Source organism: Roseimicrobium sp. ORNL1 (assembly GCF_011044495.1).
Classification (GTDB): Bacteria; Verrucomicrobiota; Verrucomicrobiia; order Verrucomicrobiales; family Verrucomicrobiaceae; genus Roseimicrobium.
Genome location: NZ_CP049143.1, coordinates 5,001,331 through 5,017,647, shown reverse-complemented (window position 1 = coordinate 5,017,647; position 16,317 = coordinate 5,001,331). Strand labels below are relative to the sequence as shown.

At 59.9% G+C, this 16,317-nt stretch carries 17 protein-coding genes; 12 read left to right on the top strand and 5 right to left on the bottom strand.

What is annotated here, in order from left to right; translation table 11 throughout:
- The first annotated feature begins 120 nt into the window (after positions 1–120).
- The 3 genes from G5S37_RS20385 to argA are packed head-to-tail and all read left to right on the top strand — an operon-like array spanning position 121 to position 2,452.
- On the top strand, positions 121–594 hold the full coding sequence (locus tag G5S37_RS20385) for a hypothetical protein (RefSeq protein WP_165206281.1): 474 nt from the start codon (positions 121–123) through the stop codon (positions 592–594).
- Complete coding sequence (locus G5S37_RS20380) at positions 591–1,130, top strand: hypothetical protein (protein ID WP_165206280.1); 540 nt, start codon at positions 591–593, stop codon at positions 1,128–1,130. Before G5S37_RS20385 ends, G5S37_RS20380 begins: the two co-directional genes overlap by 4 nt.
- Before the next feature lie 35 nt (positions 1,131–1,165).
- A complete protein-coding gene (argA, locus tag G5S37_RS20375; protein WP_165206279.1) occupies positions 1,166–2,452 on the top strand; it encodes an amino-acid N-acetyltransferase in 1,287 nt (428 codons plus the stop codon).
- A 279-nt stretch (positions 2,453–2,731) separates the two neighbouring features.
- Here argA and G5S37_RS20370 read toward each other — a convergent pair whose 3' ends face one another.
- Positions 2,732–3,649 carry a sugar phosphate isomerase/epimerase gene (locus tag G5S37_RS20370; protein ID WP_165206278.1) on the bottom strand — a complete coding sequence of 306 codons (918 nt, stop codon included), beginning with the start codon at positions 3,647–3,649 and terminating at the stop codon, positions 2,732–2,734.
- 201 nt (positions 3,650–3,850) lie between these two features.
- Complete coding sequence (locus G5S37_RS20365) at positions 3,851–4,420, bottom strand: hypothetical protein (protein ID WP_165206277.1); 570 nt, start codon at positions 4,418–4,420, stop codon at positions 3,851–3,853.
- A 233-nt stretch (positions 4,421–4,653) separates the two neighbouring features.
- Between G5S37_RS20365 and G5S37_RS20360 the strand changes: the two genes are divergently transcribed.
- On the top strand, positions 4,654–5,475 hold the full coding sequence (locus G5S37_RS20360; RefSeq protein WP_165206276.1) for a hypothetical protein: 822 nt from the start codon (positions 4,654–4,656) through the stop codon (positions 5,473–5,475).
- Between the two features lie 91 nt (positions 5,476–5,566).
- On the opposite strand, the gene G5S37_RS20355 is transcribed toward G5S37_RS20360, so the two are convergent.
- Together G5S37_RS20355 and G5S37_RS20350 are read right to left on the bottom strand one after the other, a co-directional pair.
- A complete protein-coding gene (locus G5S37_RS20355) occupies positions 5,567–5,740 on the bottom strand; it encodes a hypothetical protein (RefSeq protein WP_165206275.1) in 174 nt (57 codons plus the stop codon).
- A gap of 75 nt (positions 5,741–5,815) precedes the next feature.
- The gene (locus G5S37_RS20350) at positions 5,816–6,364 is read right to left on the bottom strand and encodes a DUF3592 domain-containing protein (RefSeq protein ID WP_165206274.1); all 549 of its coding nucleotides are present in this window, start codon (positions 6,362–6,364) and stop codon (positions 5,816–5,818) included.
- 353 nt (positions 6,365–6,717) lie between these two features.
- Between G5S37_RS20350 and rpmJ the strand changes: the two genes are divergently transcribed.
- The 8 genes from rpmJ (at position 6,718) to G5S37_RS20310 (ending at position 14,493) form a co-directional block, all read left to right on the top strand.
- On the top strand, positions 6,718–6,831 hold the full coding sequence (rpmJ, locus tag G5S37_RS20345) for a 50S ribosomal protein L36 (RefSeq protein ID WP_113959063.1): 114 nt from the start codon (positions 6,718–6,720) through the stop codon (positions 6,829–6,831).
- 20 nt (positions 6,832–6,851) lie between these two features.
- Positions 6,852–7,247, top strand: a complete 396-nt coding sequence (rpsM, locus tag G5S37_RS20340; RefSeq protein WP_165206273.1) for a 30S ribosomal protein S13 — start codon at positions 6,852–6,854, stop codon at positions 7,245–7,247.
- Between the two features lie 34 nt (positions 7,248–7,281).
- The gene (gene rpsK, locus G5S37_RS20335; protein WP_343229868.1) at positions 7,282–7,851 is read left to right on the top strand and encodes a 30S ribosomal protein S11; all 570 of its coding nucleotides are present in this window, start codon (positions 7,282–7,284) and stop codon (positions 7,849–7,851) included.
- A gap of 36 nt (positions 7,852–7,887) precedes the next feature.
- Positions 7,888–8,499, top strand: coding sequence for a 30S ribosomal protein S4 (rpsD, locus tag G5S37_RS20330; RefSeq protein WP_165206272.1), 612 nt, complete (start codon positions 7,888–7,890; stop codon positions 8,497–8,499).
- Between the two features lie 164 nt (positions 8,500–8,663).
- The gene (locus G5S37_RS20325) at positions 8,664–9,293 is read left to right on the top strand and encodes a TetR/AcrR family transcriptional regulator (RefSeq protein ID WP_165206271.1); all 630 of its coding nucleotides are present in this window, start codon (positions 8,664–8,666) and stop codon (positions 9,291–9,293) included.
- Between the two features lie 276 nt (positions 9,294–9,569).
- Positions 9,570–10,199, top strand: coding sequence for a TetR/AcrR family transcriptional regulator (locus G5S37_RS20320; protein WP_165206270.1), 630 nt, complete (start codon positions 9,570–9,572; stop codon positions 10,197–10,199).
- Positions 10,200–10,216: 17 nt separating this feature from the next.
- On the top strand, positions 10,217–11,320 hold the full coding sequence (locus tag G5S37_RS20315) for an efflux RND transporter periplasmic adaptor subunit (RefSeq protein WP_165206269.1): 1,104 nt from the start codon (positions 10,217–10,219) through the stop codon (positions 11,318–11,320).
- 14 nt (positions 11,321–11,334) lie between these two features.
- A complete protein-coding gene (locus tag G5S37_RS20310; protein ID WP_165206268.1) occupies positions 11,335–14,493 on the top strand; it encodes an efflux RND transporter permease subunit in 3,159 nt (1,052 codons plus the stop codon).
- Between the two features lie 315 nt (positions 14,494–14,808).
- Here G5S37_RS20310 and G5S37_RS20305 read toward each other — a convergent pair whose 3' ends face one another.
- Positions 14,809–16,317: a sulfatase gene (locus G5S37_RS20305; protein WP_165206267.1), complete on the bottom strand. Its 1,509-nt coding sequence runs from the start codon at positions 16,315–16,317 to the stop codon at positions 14,809–14,811.

The window sequence follows — 16,317 nt, the reverse complement described above, 5'->3', positions numbered from 1 at the left end:
TCCTGTGATAGTTCCAGATGATTCCCCGCCGTCGCCTGAATCCACGGCGAAGGGAGGAAGGTGGAAGAAGTGGGCAGTGGGATTGATTGCCACGGCTGCCGCCTTTTTTTGGTAGTCCCCATGTTTACCCAGGTCCTCATCTGGGATGGTGGTGCCCATTGCACAGTCACCGTGGTGGTGCTTGAGCAAATCACTAATAAGTCGGTAGTAGGCGCCGATGTTCGGGTTCTTGGCTCCTCAGAGGAACGTATGATGGAGATTTTGGGAGGCAGTCACTCGGAGGATTGGAAACGGTTCGTGCAGGAGTGCGACGTCGCCGTGGAGGGAAAGACAGACAACCACGGCACGGCGGTACTAGGAGCCAAATGTGGTGCTGGGGGAAGAAAAAGCGTCTTGGGGGGCAAAACTGGAAGTTATAGGATTGATCACATCTTTGAAATTGCTCATCCCAAGTATGAACCCTTGAGGATTCCTCTGGCGGCGCTACTAGGCCAGAACAGCTTCCCGCTTCGGAGGGAGAATAAGCTCACCGTTCGCGTGTGGGTGGAACCCAAGAAGATGAATGTTGCGTCAGACCAGGAGGTTCAGCGATGAGTCATGATGGCGCTGAGAGTTCGTACGGACTGCCACGCCGCGCCAAGTGGGAGTGGTGGCTGCTGGGGATAGCAGTGCTGGGCCTTCTTTATGCGTTTGCTAAACCCGCCTTCGCATGGACAGGCGGAGTAACGAAGGAAGTCAGCGTCCAGGTGCTTTCCATGGGTGCCGACGAACCACTGGAGGGCGTGGAGATCGTTTTGGTCGATGAGCGCGAATGCCGCATGCGCAGTTCGTACCTGGAGGAGAGGAGATATGAGGAGTGGCGGGACTGGGCACTTCAGGCTCGCCTCTTGGGAAAAACAGATGGAAACGGAGAGGTGGTGCTGCGACGACAGTTTGGTGCCGGAGGTGGGATGGGGATCTTGTTTAAAAGCGGAAGCTTCCATGTGAATCAGGTCGTCGAGATTGCCCATCCCGGTTATGAGCCGCTGCAAGTCACCCTGGCTTCTCTTCTCGGTGGAGACAGGTTCCCATTGAGCAAAAAGGAACTGGCAGTAAAAGTGTGGCTGATTCCCAAGACCAGTCCACACTAACCCCACCCACCCAGCGACCACGTTCCGCTCCCTAGATGAGATTTGAAGACCTGAGAGGCATTCTCCAATACGTTCCCCAGTTCAAGGAACGCATCTTTGTCATTGCGCTCGATGGCGCCGTGATGCGCCTGCCGAACTTCCACAGCCTGTTGCAGGACATTGCCGTGCTGCAATCACTGAGCATTCAGGTCGTGGTCGTCTTTGGCGCCCGGAGACAGATCCAGGAGCTCGCGGAACTGCGTGGTGTGAAGCTGACCAGCGACGACGGCATGGGTCTCACCGATGCTGGAACACTGGAAGTCAGCGCGGACGCCATTTCACGTCTCACGAGTGAACTCATGGGCGATCTCACCGCACTGGAGTTGCGTGTCGCCGTGCCCAATGCGCTCGCGGTGCATCCCGCTGGGGTCATCGAGGGCGTGGACCTCATCCACACAGGCCGTATTGAGCGCGTGGATGAGCGCATGCTTCTGGCCATGCTCAAGGAGGGCATCATTCCTGTGCTGCCTCCGTTGGGTTATGACGGGCGTGGCGCTACCTTGCGCGTGAACTCGGATGAGGTCGCGGTGGATGTGGCTTTGGCGCTGGATGCGTCCAAGGTCATCTTCGTCGCGGAGGAGGGTCTGGTGGATGCCAGCGGACAGCGGCTGGCCCAGATTTCCGTGGGGCAGGCGCGGGATATGGCCAAGCGCAAAGATCCCAGCGCGGACCCGAGCCTTCTCTCCAAGCTGCGCCATGCCGCTCTGGCTTGTAACGAAGGCGTGCCTCGCGTGCACATCATCGACGGAAGGCAGGACGAAGTGCTGCTGGCCGAGCTCTTCAGCAATGAAGGCGTGGGCACCATGATCCACGCGGATGACTACCAGCACTTGCGCAAGGCTCGCAGCTCGGACATTCCCGCGTTGCAGGCCATGATGCGCGAGAGTGTGGAAGACGCCGCTTTGGCCCCTCGCACGCGTGAGCAGATGCAGAAGAGCATCGGGGACTTTTATGTGCTCGAGCTGGACGGCAATCCTGTGGCCAGCGTCGCCGTGCATGTCTACGAACTCGAAGGTGGCGTGAAGGCGGCGGAACTCGCCTGTCTCTTCGTGCGTCGCGCCCACAAGAACAAGGGGCATGGTCGCAAGCTGGTAGCCTTTGCCGAGGAGACGGCGCGCCAGCGTGGCTGCGCGTGGATCTTCGCGCTCAGCACCCAGGCGTTCCGCTTCTTTGAGGAGAAGATGGGCTACAAGGAAGTGCCGGTGGATACGCTGCCCGCCAAGCGTCGCGAGGCGTATGACCGGAGTGGAAGGAACTCGCGCGTGCTGAAGAAGGCGTTTTGAGGTTGGCAGCGGTGGTGTGGTGTAGACTGATGCACCCTATCACCAAGCCAGCTCAGGAGACGCATGACGCAAATGGGGACAGGAATGTCCCCACTCCTTGAGAGGTGGCGATGCTGTCAAGGAGCGGGGGCATTCCTGCCCCCGATGGCGTGTGGCTATGCTTGTGAGTTCACGCGGCCATTTCGCGAGATAATCTCTGGCCGTACAATGCAGACAAAAAAAGAGCGTCAGGCCGGAGGCCCAACGCCCGCTGTCAGACCGGAGGTCTAACCTCCGAAGTTAGCCAAGCTTCGCGCCGTAGCCCTTGAGCATAGCTTCCAGCATGCGGCCGTACTTCACATAGCTGTCGTACTGCTCCTTTGCCTTGGCTTCGGGGGAGAGGTCGTCCGCGGAACCGGCGCCATGGAACACGACGGCCACATGCGGTTCGATGCTGATGTAGCCTTCGTAGCCGGACTTCACGAGGTCTTCCATGATGCGCTGGGTCTGGCCTTCGCCTTCACCGGGGTAGGTGTAGTCGGCGTCGTTCTTGGCGGTGTTCCAGCGGCCGTCCTTCACATGGACGTGTGCCATGTGGGGCTTGATGGCCTGGTACATTTCCCAGGAGTCCTGCTTTTGGCCGGGGCGGTCGCGGTCAGGAATAAAGACCGGATTACCGGTGTCGAACACCCACTGGATGCCGGGGACGGCGTCGTTGAGGCGCTTCACGTAGCTCACGCTCATGCCACCCCAGTTCATGCAGTTCTCATGAATCATGGTGAGGCCGGCGTCATCGAAGCGCTTCTTGATTTCAGCCATGCGGCGGATGCGCTCGGCTTCCATCTGGTCGGGCAGGTCGTTGCCATCGGCGTCCTTGCGCACGGCGTAGCTCATCACGCGAATGAGTTTGGCGCCCAGCTTCTGCATGCGGGGGATGGCGCGGTTGATCTCTGCTTCGGTGATGGAGAAGTCGTCCTCGATCTTCTTGGCCCAGTTGCCGATCAGGGAGCCGAAGCCGCTGACCTTCATGTTCTTTGCGGCGAGTTCCTCGCACACCTTCTCAAAGGTGGCTTCGGGGATCTCATGCAGGTTGCCCTTCACGCCATCGAACTCCACCACGCGGGATTCGATGCTGTCCCAGCCCAGATCCTGGTGGGCCTTGATTTGCACGTCGAGAGGTGCGCCTGCTTCGTCTGCGATACCGGTGAGTTTGATCATGTGAGGAGTAGGGAGGGGAAGGAGAGGGGGCGAGGCAAAACCTCACCCAAACAAGTACGTATGGCGGGCCCAATACGTGCCTTGGCCCCCTCCTTCATGCAAGGAGGGATTTGTGGCAGGTACCTACTGATTTGTGACCTGCCGGGCCTGCGCTGGGCGGAAGCGCTGAGAGTCTCGTGAAGTACGAACTAAGGCGACGAATTATCTATCGTCGGGATCGTCCGTGGGTTCCAACTTCCGGTCGTAGCATTTGCCTTCGGCCAGTTTGTCCACCTTGTCCGGCAACTTTTCGAGTGACGGTGCGGTGGATTTCACCTGCACAATTTTTCCGGTGGAATCCTTCACGACGATGATCCAGCCGTCATAGGAATAGCCGAAGATGGCACCGGTGCGGTCGAACTTTGTTTTGACCGCCTTGCACTCGTGTTCGACGGCTTTTCGCGGCTCCACCGTGAGCGGAATACTCTCCTGCAAGAGGACCTTGGTGACGGTGCGGTCCTTCGCGCTTTGACCAAAGGCAGATACCGTGGCGGTATAGTTTGCGTAGGATTGGCGGGTATCGAGGTTGGAGAACTTCAATCGCAGGGTAATTCTCTGCAACTTGTCATCAAAGTCGCCGCCTTTGACGGCGGCGGGCTTGGAGGCGATCACGTCGATCTTGACGCCGCGTTCGAACGGCAGCGCCTGCTGCGCGCTCGCGGGGGAGAGGGACATCAGGCCAGCAGCGAGGCAAAGGCAGGCCGTGAGGGAGGCAATTCCATGCGTTTTCATAAGACCCTTTCGTGTGGATGGGCTTGAATTCCCTGATGGGAGGTTGTTTCCTTAATATGTAGAGAAATCATGCCTGTTGTTGCAGGGGTCAACCGAATCTTTTGTCTCCATGGGTTGTAAATCGTACGAGTCCCTTGCCACCGGATGACTTCCAGGTAGCATCCGGGCGCGCCATGGGCAGAAAATTACGACGTTCCGGCACAAAAGTTGAAGCCTCAAAGGCTCCCCCAAAGTTGCTGGCGACCTGGCAGCGGTTCTTCCTCTGGGCGATGTGGCTGGCGGTCCTTGCGCTCCTCTGGCAGAACACGAGCGGAGAGGGATTCACCTTCGTGGAATTCCTCGCCATGGCTGCCGGCGTGGGCGTCACTGTGTGGATGTGCAAGCATCCTATGGGCAGGCCCAAGGTTTACATCGAAGAGGCGGCCCAAATGTGTGGGCGCTTCGAATCCCGCACGAACTGGGCTCTGGTGATCCTCGCGGCGCACATCACGTTGCTGGGCATCGGTGTGGCAGGTAAAATCGTGTACGACCTGAATCACGGTCTCACCACGGTGGGTGGCATCTTTGAGGACGTCGCCATGTTCTTTTTGGAATGGCTGAAGATCATTCTCTCCGGCGGCACCTCCGGGGATGTCACGCATACCAAGCTGTACACCCTGATCATCGCGCTGCCCATCGGCCCCTTCATGCTGATGATGGTGCTGGTGCTGTGGACCTATCGCGGTGTTCCATTCCGCGTGGAGCCGGGGGACATCCTGGAAGTGCGGCGCGATGGGAAGTGGCAACTTCTGGATGAACACGAGTTTCCCAAGGTGGTGGCCGATGCCATCACCATCGATTTCTATGCCGATGCTGGGGATAAAACGCCGGCCCTGAGCCTGCCGCTTTCCCGCGTGTACTCCTGTGAACTGGGCACGCGCGTGAAAACTCGGGTGATTGCCGGGTATTTCCGACTCCGCTTTGAGTCACGCGGGTATGCCGTAAAACCGCGCGAAGGCCGGTCTTCCACGGCAGAGAGTTGGGTGGCCCAGCGTGATGCCTCGCGTGCTTCCTGAGAGTGAGCATCACCAGACGACTGGCGGCGCAGGCGGATTGCTGCGCAGCTTGATCGCTTGGTTCTGGGGTGTGAGGTGTTCGCGTTTCCAATCAATCACCGCGGTCACCCTGACCGGGCTTTGCCTTGTGTTTCGCCTTGATGCGGCGATCCATGCTGAGCGAGCGGCTGACATCGTCGCTCTCCGTAAACCGGCCGTGGCTGTCACGACGGACATACCGTTTGTCCCCTTTATGGGGCTCGATGAGTTCGCGTTTCGTGCTCATGCAAGGAGATCGCGCACGTCGGAGGGCGCGGCTGCATGGGCGGACTGTGCGGACTTGGCGGAGCGGTCGCTGATGCTATGACGACCGGACTGTCGCATGGCGCTTGGCCTTCCAATCGGACCAGCTCCAGCCGGCCAGGCCCAGTCCGCTAAAGATCAGCAGCGGACCGCCGAACACTCCCATCCAAAAGAGGCCATTGGGTCCTTGCGCATCCAAGCGGGAGGCGGTGATGTCTACGGGATTGTAGAAGACCGGCACGGCATGGCCGGGCTTGTACTCCTGGGCGATGGCGGTGGCCTGGGCGAGGTCTCCGTCCTTTGCCGGTTGCCGGGCTGCAGGACTGGCTCCGGCGAAGCGGGCTGTATCCACCACATATTGATACTCCAGCTCCACGTAATGCAGGGTGCTCTGCCTGGAGTCTTCCAAGTTGCGCACCCGCGAGGCCACGACGGTGCCGGAAGTTTCCGTCCACGCCTCTCGCATCTCCTTCCAAGCGGCTGGCACCTGCCAGAGCAGAGCGACTCCTCCGAACACCACACCGGCGCCCACCACGAGGCCAAAAATCATTACAAGGGTCAGGGCACTGCTGCTGGATTGCTGGGGAGGGGTGGGGGAGGAAGGCACGGTGCTATCCTTGTCAGGAGCCCTCGGCGTGCAAGCGGCGGTTCGAAAAAGGGCATGCGGCGGACTGCGTCATATCGGATTCAGGTTGCCGGCGGTATGTTGCTGGAGTGTGAGTTATGACGGCGGGTTAAGAGATAGTTCGTTCAGCCTGCGGGGGAAAGGACGATGCGCTCGCGGATATCCGCGATGGCGAAAGGAGGCGGCTGTGGCAGATTGTCGTCCCTCTGCTGACACTCAATCGTGCGAAAAAAAAGACCACTTCTCACTTGCGCATGTGAACAATCTTGCTAGACATCCATCCCCTTCGCCCTCCCGTCTTGGTGGGGCATCTGGCATTTCCCCTGTATATCATCATGCGAGTAAGAACCTCAGTGAAGCGCTTGTGCGAGTCCTGCCGAGTCATTCGGCGGAAGGGAGTCGTGCGTATTGTATGCAAAAACCCGCGGCATAAGCAGCGGCAAGGTTAAGTCTGTAGAATACATTCATTATGGCACGTCTGCTTGGAGTAGAAATCCCGAATGAGAAGCGCATCGAAGCTTCTCTCCCGTACATTTACGGCATTGGTCCGTCCCTCACGAGGAAAGTACTCGCTGAGACCAATATTGATCCCAATACCCGCACGGGTGAGCTGACCGATGAGCAGCTCGCGGAAATCAGCCGCGTGGTGAATGCCAAGGGCATCGTCGTGGAAGGTGACCTTCGTCGTGAGCTGAATGCTCACATGAAGCGCCTCACGAGCATCAACTGCTACCGTGCGACGCGTCACCGCCGTGGACTTCCCGTTCGTGGCCAGCGCACCAAGACCAACGCCCGTACTCGTAAGGGCAAGCGCAAGACCGTGGGTGTGCAGCGCAACCCGAATGCCAAGGCTGGCAAGGTCTAAGCCCTGCTGAGTACCTCCTACTTTTCATCTCATCATGGCCGACGAAAATCAGAACCTTGGCGCTGCTCCTGAAGCTGCAGCCCCCACTCCTGCCCCCGCCCCCGCCGCGACTCCGGCAGCACCCGCCGCCGCTCCGGCGACTGACAAGCCTCTTTCCGAGAGGGATCGTCAGAAGAACATCAATGAAGTCTTCCTCAGCCTCGACGGCGGCGCCGGCGATGCAGCTCCCAAGGTCGTCAAGGCCAAGGGCAGCAAGAACGTCACCAGCGGCATCGTGCATGTCGTGGCGACCTTCAACAACACGATGGTCACCGTGACGGACCGCAATGGCAATGCCATCGGCTGGAGCAGCTCCGGCAAGATGGGCTTCAAGGGTTCCCGCAAGGGCACGGCATACGCCGGCCAGGTGGTGTCCCAGGATGCCTGCCGCCAGGCCATGGGCCATGGTCTCAAGGAAGTGGAAGTGCGCCTCAAGGGCCCCGGCTCCGGCCGTGAGTCCGCCGTGCGTGCCGTGCAGGGTCTCGGTATCGAAATCCTCGCCATCAAGGACGTGACCCCCGTGCCGCACAACGGCTGCCGTCCGCCCAAAGCCCGCCGCGTGTAGTCGCCGCACCTCTCGAAGTTCCGCTCTTTATCCGTCATGGCACGTTATACTGGTCCCAAGGAAAAAATCGCCCGCCGCTTCGGTGTGGCCCTGTTCGGCCCCTCGAAGGCCCTCGAGCTCCGCGCCTTCCCCCCGGGGCAGCACGGCCCCCGCAATGCCCGCCGCAAGACTTCCGATTACGGCACCGCGCTGATCGAAAAGCAGAAGCTCCGCCACACCTACGGCGTGCTGGAGAAGCAGTTCCGCAAGTTCTTCGCCGAAGCCTCCCGCCGCAAGGGCGTGACCGGTACCATCCTCCTTCAGATGCTTGAACAGCGTCTGGACAACGTGGTGTACCGCATGAGCTTCGCGAACAGCCGCTTTGCTGCCCGCCAGATCGTCGGCCACGGCCACGTGACGGTGAATGGCAAGCGCGTGAACATCGCGAGCTATCAGGTGAAGGCAGGCGACGTCGTCGCCGTCAAGAACACCCCCCGCTCCCAGCAGCTGGTGAACCGCTTCCTTGACCTGACCCAGGGCGCGGTGATCCCCGACTGGATGACGGTGGACCGCGACAAGCACACCGGCACCGTGAACCGCTCGCCGGAACGCGAAGAAATCGACGTCTTCGTGAACGAGCAGCTGGTCGTGGAACTCTACTCCCGCTAGTCCTTAGCTGGTACAGATTGAAGTTTTTAAAGGCCGAAGGAGCAATCCTTCGGCCTTTTTGTGCGTGAATTTGCAGTTTCCGCAAAAATGTAGCTTTACAAAAAGCAAGCAAGCACTTACATAGGCGCTGCAAGCAAGCACTTACATTAGTCTCCCAACTGTAGATGCCTCTCAACGCCGTCACCTCAACCACCAAGACCGAAGTCGGTACGCGAAACAAGATTATCGCGGCTGCTTTGAATGTCTTCGCCAGGGACGGCATCCCCCGCGCTACGACCCGCATCATCGCGGAAGAAGCAGGGGTGAATGAAGTGACGCTCTTCCGTCATTTCACGAACAAGGATGGGCTGCTCCAAGCGGTGTTCGACAATGTGATGAACACCCCGGCGTACGAGTCGCTGGATACGGACAAGGCCTGGGTGGGTACCCTGCACGATGTGCTGCGTAATTTCGGACTGTCCTTCTACCAGATGCTGGAGAGGGATGAGGCCTTCATCCGCACACTGATTGGCGAAGCGCGCCGCCTGCCTGAACAGCACCGCAAGATTGTGATGGAGGCCATCAAGCCCCTGCGCAGCCGCTTCCTGCAGGTCTTGGAAAAGGCCCAGGAGACCGGCGAAGTGCGCAAGGATGTGAACCTTTTTGCGGCCATGGACATGTTCACCAACATGCTCATGGGCGGTATGCTCAAGAATACGGTGGAGTTCCAGCGGGACTACGCCCCACGCCAGTATGTGAATACCTGCGTGGACATCTTCATGGCAGGCATCGCTCCCCAGCGTCCCCGGCGCTGATTGACCCCAATTTCCCCCCCCAAGACCAAGCAACCTTACCCCCGGCTTTCCGCTTTTCGTTCCAAGGATAGGATCAAAGGAAGGCCGGGGGTTTGGATTGCCCTTTCAAAAGCAGAATGACTCACCCGGAGAATGGGTGAGTCGAAGGTCACCAGCCCGTTTCACCAGCGGCTGGTGACCTCGCGTGAGGAGGATCTCACGCGGAAATCTGAGAATCGGTCTTGAAAACTGCTTTACAGGCATGCAAGCAAGTACTTACTTACATGCCTGCAACCGATGAGAGCCCCCACCGTCGCCCCCGCCCCCCCGTCTGAGTCCCAAGGGACCCGCGCCAATCTTCTTGATGGCGCTCTCCGGGTGTTTGCCCGGGAGGGGCTCCAGCGCGCCACGATCCGCATGGTTGCGGAGGAGACCGGTGTGAATGAACTCACCATCTTCCGCCACTTCCAGAACAAGGAAGGGCTCATCTCCGCCGTCTTTGACCGGCTCAAGGAGACCAGCGCCTACAGCGACCTGAGTTCAGAGGAGGCGTGGTCGGGTGACCTGCGTCAGAATCTCAATCGCTTCGGCGCTTCCTTCTATGCGCTGATGGAGAAGGATGAGGCTTTCATCCGCACGCTCGTCGGCGAGGCGAGGCGTCATCCGGTGCCCTACCGGAAGATCATCATGGATGCCTTCCGGCTGTTGCATGAGCGACTCATGGCCAATCTTGAGGCTGCAGCCACTGTCGGCAGGATCCGCAAGGATGTGAACTTCTCCGCTGCCGTGGACATGTTCATCAACATGCTCTTCGCGGGCGTGCTGAAGAACTCCGAGGGCTGCAACGAGGGCTACACCTCCGCGGAATACGTGACCACCTGTGTGGATCTCTTCACCGCAGGACTCGAGCGCAAGGTGCGCGCCTGATTCTTTCCCCCCAAGCAATGCAAAAAAACCTCAGTATCTCCGCGCTCGCACTGGTCTCCGTGCTGGCGCTTTCTGCGTGTGGACGCCACCCCGCGCCCACCAGTGCTGCCGAGCACAAGCCGGCGGCAAAGGAAGTGCCCCCTGTGCCAGTGACCGTGGCTGTGGCGGAAGAACGCCCCATGCCGCGCTACCTTCAAGTCTCTGGTGAACTCAAGAGTGGACTCGATGCCGCCGTCGCTGCGAATGCCGCTGGCAAGGTGATGGAGACTCCCATGGAGCGTGGCAGTGTGGTGAAGGCCGGCGATGTGCTCGTGAAGCTGGATGACAGAGCCGCGGCGCTTGCCCTGCGCGAAGCCGAAGCACATGTAAACCAGGCACAATCACGCCTCGATTTCGCCATCGCGGAATGGAAGCGCAATGAACCCCTCGCGAAGACCCGCGCCATTTCAGCGGCAGACTACGAAAAGCTGACTGTGGAACAGAAGAGTGCCCGTGCGGATCTGGATGCTGCCATTGCGCGTCGCGACACTTCGAAGAAGAATCTGGATGACATGGTGATTCGCGCGCCCTTCGCAGGGAGTGTCATGGAGAGGCGCATTTCTCCGGGTGAGTATGTGCAGCTCAATACGCAAGTCGTGCAACTCGTTGCGAATGATCATCTTCGCCTCCTGCTCAATGTGCCGGAGACCGCGATTGGCAGCATCGAAGCCGGGCAGGAAGTGACCTTTGAAGTGCCTGCGTTTCCCGGACGCACCTTTACCGGTGTGGTGAAGTACATTGGCGCTGCTCTCCGCCAGTCCTCACGTGACTTGATGGTGGAGGCGAATGTGCCCAATTTGGATGGTGTCTTGAAGCAAGGCATGTTCGCCGAGGGGCGATTGTTGCTGCCGGAGAAACCCGGCGTGGCCGTGCCGAAGAGTGCCATACGCACCAGCGGGGGACAGCCTCGTGTGTTTGTGGTGGAGCATGAGCAGGTCACCGAGCGTCTGGTGGATCTTGGCGAGCACCAGGGCGACTGGCTGGAGATCCGAAGTGGTGTTTCCAAGGGCGAGACCGTGGTCACCGATCCCGCCGCATCCACGGTGGATGGCGTGCGCATCACCGTGGCGATGAAGCCCTGATTCGATTTACGACCATGCAGTGGCTTGCCTCCATCTCTGTTAAGCGTCCCGTCTTTGCCACCGTGCTCGTGCTGGTGTTCGTGGTCGTGGGCATGCTCGGTTACACCCGCCTGGAAGTGGACCGTTTCCCCAAGGTGGACTTTCCCACCGTGATGGTCACCACCTACCTGGATGGTGCCACGCCGGGAGAAATTGAAACCGACGTCACGGATAAGATTGAAGAAGCCGTGAACACCGTCAGCGGCATTGACGAGTTGCACTCGACCTCCGCCGAAGGCCTCTCGCAGGTGATGATTTCCTTCCTGCTGGAGAAGGATGCCGACGTGGCCGCACAGGAAGTGCGCGACCGTGTGAACCGCATCCTCAATGAACTGCCGGACGATGCCGAGCCTCCGCGCGTGGAGAAGCTCGACCCGGATGCGACCCCCGTGCTGAACATCGCGCTCGTGGCGGACAAGCCCGTACGTGAGATCACGGAGTACGCGGATAAGGTCCTACGCCGCCAGCTTGAGAGCGTGGCCGGGGTGGGGCAGGTGACCCTGCTCGGGGGCCAGAAGCGGCAGATCAATGTGAATCTCGACCCGGTGCGACTGCGTGCACTGAATCTCACCGCGGTGGATGTGCAGTCTGCGCTGCGCCGCCAGCATGTGCAGATTCCCGCGGGCGTGGTGAAGGGCAGTGCGACAGAATCGAACCTGCGTGTCATCGGCAAGCTGGATACGATTGCCGGCCTGGAGCGTCTTGTGGTCCGGGAGAATGAAGGCGGCCTCGTGCGCCTCGGTGATGTGGCTCGTGTGGAGGACGGTGCTGAAGAAGCGGAGTCCATCGCGCGGCACAATGGTGTGCCCACGGTGTTGCTTTCCATCCGCAGGCAATCAGGTGAGAACACCATCAAGGTGGTCGATGCCGTGAAGGAGCGTCTTACGGAAGCGGAGAAGCGACTTCCTGCGGGATACAAGGTGGACATCGTGCGTGACAACTCGCTAGTGATTCGCACCAGCGCGCACGCGGTGCAGGAGCACTTGATTCTCGGTGCTGTGTTCGCGGCGTTGATTGTGCTCTTCTTCCTGGGGAACAGCCGCGCCACGCTCATCTCCGCGCTGGCCATTCCCACGTCCATCATCGCCAGCTTCGGCGTGATGTGGGCGGCGAATGTCACGCTGAATCAAATCAGCCTCGTGGCCCTCGCACTCGCGGTGGGTATCGTGATCGACGATGCCATCATCGTGGTGGAGAATATCTTCCGCCACATCGAGGAGAAGAAGCAGGACCCGTATACTGCCGCCGTGGAGGGTACGAAGGACATCGGCCTGGCGGTGATGGCGACGACGTTCTCACTTCTCGCTGTGTTCGTGCCGGTGGCGTTCCTGAGCGGCATCGTGGGACGTTTCCTGGCGAGCTTCGGTCTCACCATGTCCTTCGCCATTGCGGTGTCGCTGCTCGTGAGCTTTACGCTCGCGCCGATGCTCTCGGCTCGCATGTTGAAAGTCACGCGCCCGAACTGGCTCGAACGCTGGATGGCAAAGCTGGTGAACATCTTCTACAAGCCAATCGAGGCTGTCTATATGGTGATGCTTCGCTTCTCCATGCGCTATCGCTGGGTGGTGGTGTTGACTTGCATCGGCGTGCTCTACAGTACCGGATTCTTGATGCAGAAAGTGCAGAAGGGCTTGCTTCCGGAAACGGAGGAAGCGCAGTTCCAGATGTCCTTCCGCACACCGGAGGGCACCAGCCTCGCTGCCACGGACCTCGCCGCGGAGCGTGTGGCGCGTGACATCCGCAACATGCCCGGCGTGGAGTACACCCTCGTGACGATTGGTGACAACGACCAGCGCACTCAAAACCTTGCGAGTGTGTATGTGCGGCTCACCGATCCGTCGCAGCGCAAGGAAACGCAGTCGCAGCTCATGGATCAGGTGCGCCAGGAGATCGTGTCGAAGTATCCGTCCGACTGGCGCATGACGGTGATGCTCGTGCCTGCCTTCGACTCAGGGCAGTCGAGTGCCAATGTGCAGTATATGATCGCGGGGCCGGACCTCGAACGCATCAGCCAGGCGGCGAAGGCGGCGATGGAAGAGGCTCGCAAGATTCCCGGCATCCGTGACCTTGATACCACCCTGGTGGACGGCAAGCCGGAGATCACCGCTGTGGTGGACCGCAGCAAGGCGGGTGAGATGGGCGTGAACATCGCCGACCTGTCCTCCACCCTGCGCATTCTGGTGGGCGGTGTGGATGTGTCCACCTACACAGACCGTGGCGAGCAGTATGACATTCACGTGCGTGCGGATGAACGCTACCGCAACAATGAGGATGCGTTGTCCGCGCTCTTCGTGCCGTCTGCCAAGTCAGGTCCTGTACCGCTGAAGAACGTGGTGAGTCTGAAGGAAGGCGATGGTCCTGCGCAGATCAAGCGCACCGGGCGTCGCCGTCAGGTGACCATCACCGCAAACAACGCGCCGGGTGTGGGTGAGGCGGAGATTCTCGCCGCCATCGATACTGCGGTGAAGAAGCAGAACCTGCCCGCGGAGTACGATACGGGTCCGGTGGGACGCTCCAAGGAACTGCGCCGTACCTTGATTGCCTTCGTCACCGCCTTCGGACTGGCCTTCATCTTCATGTACCTCGTGCTCGCCGCGCAGTTCGAGTCGTGGATTCACCCGTTCACCATTCTGCTGGCACTGCCGCTGACCTTACCTTTCGCGCTGTTATCACTGCTGCTGTTTGGTGAGTCGTTGAACATCTTCTCCATCCTGGGGCTGCTCGTGCTCTTCGGCATGGTGAAGAAGAACGGCATTCTGCAAATCGACCACACGAACCAGCTTCGCGAAAAGGGCATGGGACGACTCGAAGCCATCCTGCAGGCGAACAAGGATCGCCTTCGTCCCATCTTGATGACCACCATTGCGTTTGTGGCAGGCATGCTGCCGCTGCTCTTTGCGCGTGGCATTGGCGCTTCGATGAATACCGCCACGGCGGGGATCATCATCGGCGGCCAGACCTTCTCGCTGTTGCTCACGCTGCTGGCGATTCCGGTGTTCTATTCGCTCTTTGATGATGTGGTTGCGTGGCGGAGGCGTCGTGCAGAGAAGCGGGAGGCACGGCGGGCAAAGGCGGAGGCTGGGGTCAAGGAAAGTGAGGGTGAGTTCACTCCGCTGCAGCCGGATGCAGTGTGAGCGTTAGGGTTAGGATACAGAAGCTGTGCCGAAGGCCTTGGACTGCGTGCAGCCCTGCTGCCGCTTTCCTAAAGTGCAGCCTGCTGCACGCTCCACCGCGACGAAGTCGCCTAGTTGTAAGGAGGTATCGCGTCACGAGCGCATGTCACCATCGCCACAGCAGGCTGTGGACTCTGGAAAGCGGCAGCAGGGCTGCGCGCAGTCCAAGGACGCTGCGCGTCACAGCGTCTGGATCTGTCGCGAGTATTCCGTTCTCATCTGGGTATTGCTCAGTTTTCCTAACTTGGGTGTGCCGCGACTTGCGGTCCATCCCCTTCACTCATAATCCCACTTCTGCTCCCACGGGTCTCCCATGCTCTTCTGAAATTCACGGAGCTTCGTCTTGAGTGAGTCCAACTCCTTCGCGAATGCAGGGTCTGTCGCGAGGTTCTTGGCCTCATCCGGGTCATACTTCAGGTCATACAATTCGAACTGCGGACGCTGCACGTACTGGCCCACGGTGCGCACGCCGTAGGGAGCGTCCTTGCCCTTCTTGAGTTGGGCCTGCCAGGTGCTCGCGGCCCAGAGATCTGAGGCAAAGGGATAGGGCAGGGGATAGGCGATGTTCCAGATGAGTTTCAGGTCCCCCTCGCGCACGACGCGCATGGGATAGTACATCTGCACCTCGTGGAAGGTGTGTGAGGCATAGAGTGTCTTGCGCGAGGGGTCTTCCTCCTTGTCCAGGATGTCCAGCCACGTGCGGCCGTGGTAGGTGTTGTAGCGCTTGCCGCGGTTCTCGCCCTTGTCGAGCTTGCGCTCTGCCCAGAAGGCATTGGCATCGATGGGCTTGATGGGCGCGTTCTTCTCCTTGTCCAGACCGCCGGCGAAGTCGAGCAGCGTCGGGGTGATGTCCACATGGCTCAGGAGGGCGTTGTTACGGATGCCACGCTTTGCGACGTACGGATTGCGTACGACCATCGGCACCTTGAGGCCGGGCTCGTAGGTGGTGGTCTTGCCACCAGGGAAAGCCATGCCGTGGTCGCTGGTGACGATGATCATCGTCTTGTCGTACAGGTCCGCTTCCTTCAGCATCTGAATGAGCCGTCCGAGTCCGGCGTCCACGCGCGAGACGCTCTGGTAGTACTCCGCCAGCTCCGCGCGGCTCTCCACCGTATCCGGCAACCATGGCGGCACGATCACGTCCTTCGGCTCGTAGAACACCTCAGTCACGCCGGGATAGCTTTTCTTCGCAGGGAGGTTGCCGAAGGGATTTGGAGTGCCGGCCACGTCGTCGAACTGCTTCCCACCACGATGTGGATCCGCGGTGGCGATGTAGGCGATGAAAGGCTTCTCATCCTTCGCGGTGATGAACTTCCGCGCGCTCTCCGCGAGATCGATGGTATTGCGCCCCTTCTCCTGGACCATCACGTCGTAGGTGAAGATGGCGAGCGGCGCCACGTGGTGCTTGCCGAAGATGCCGGTGCGGTAGCCTGCCTCCTTCATCACCTGGGGCAGGGCCAGTGTCACCACATTCGGGTAGCAGGAGAAGTGCCCCGTGTCATGCTGGTGGCCGTACTGGCCATTCGCATGATTGTGCAGGCCGGTCATGATCACCGAGCGGCTGGCACTGCAACTCGCGGTGGTGGCGTAGGCATTGGTGAAGACGCATCCATCCGCAGCCAGCCCATCGATGTTGGGCGTCTTGATGACCTTGTTCCCGTAGCACCCCAGCTCCGTACCCATGTCATCCGCGATGTAGAAGATGATGTTCTTCTCAGCGGCTATACCGGCAGAGGTGGCAAGGAGCAGGAATGCGAAGGCAAAGGCGAGGCAGGCGCGAAGCAT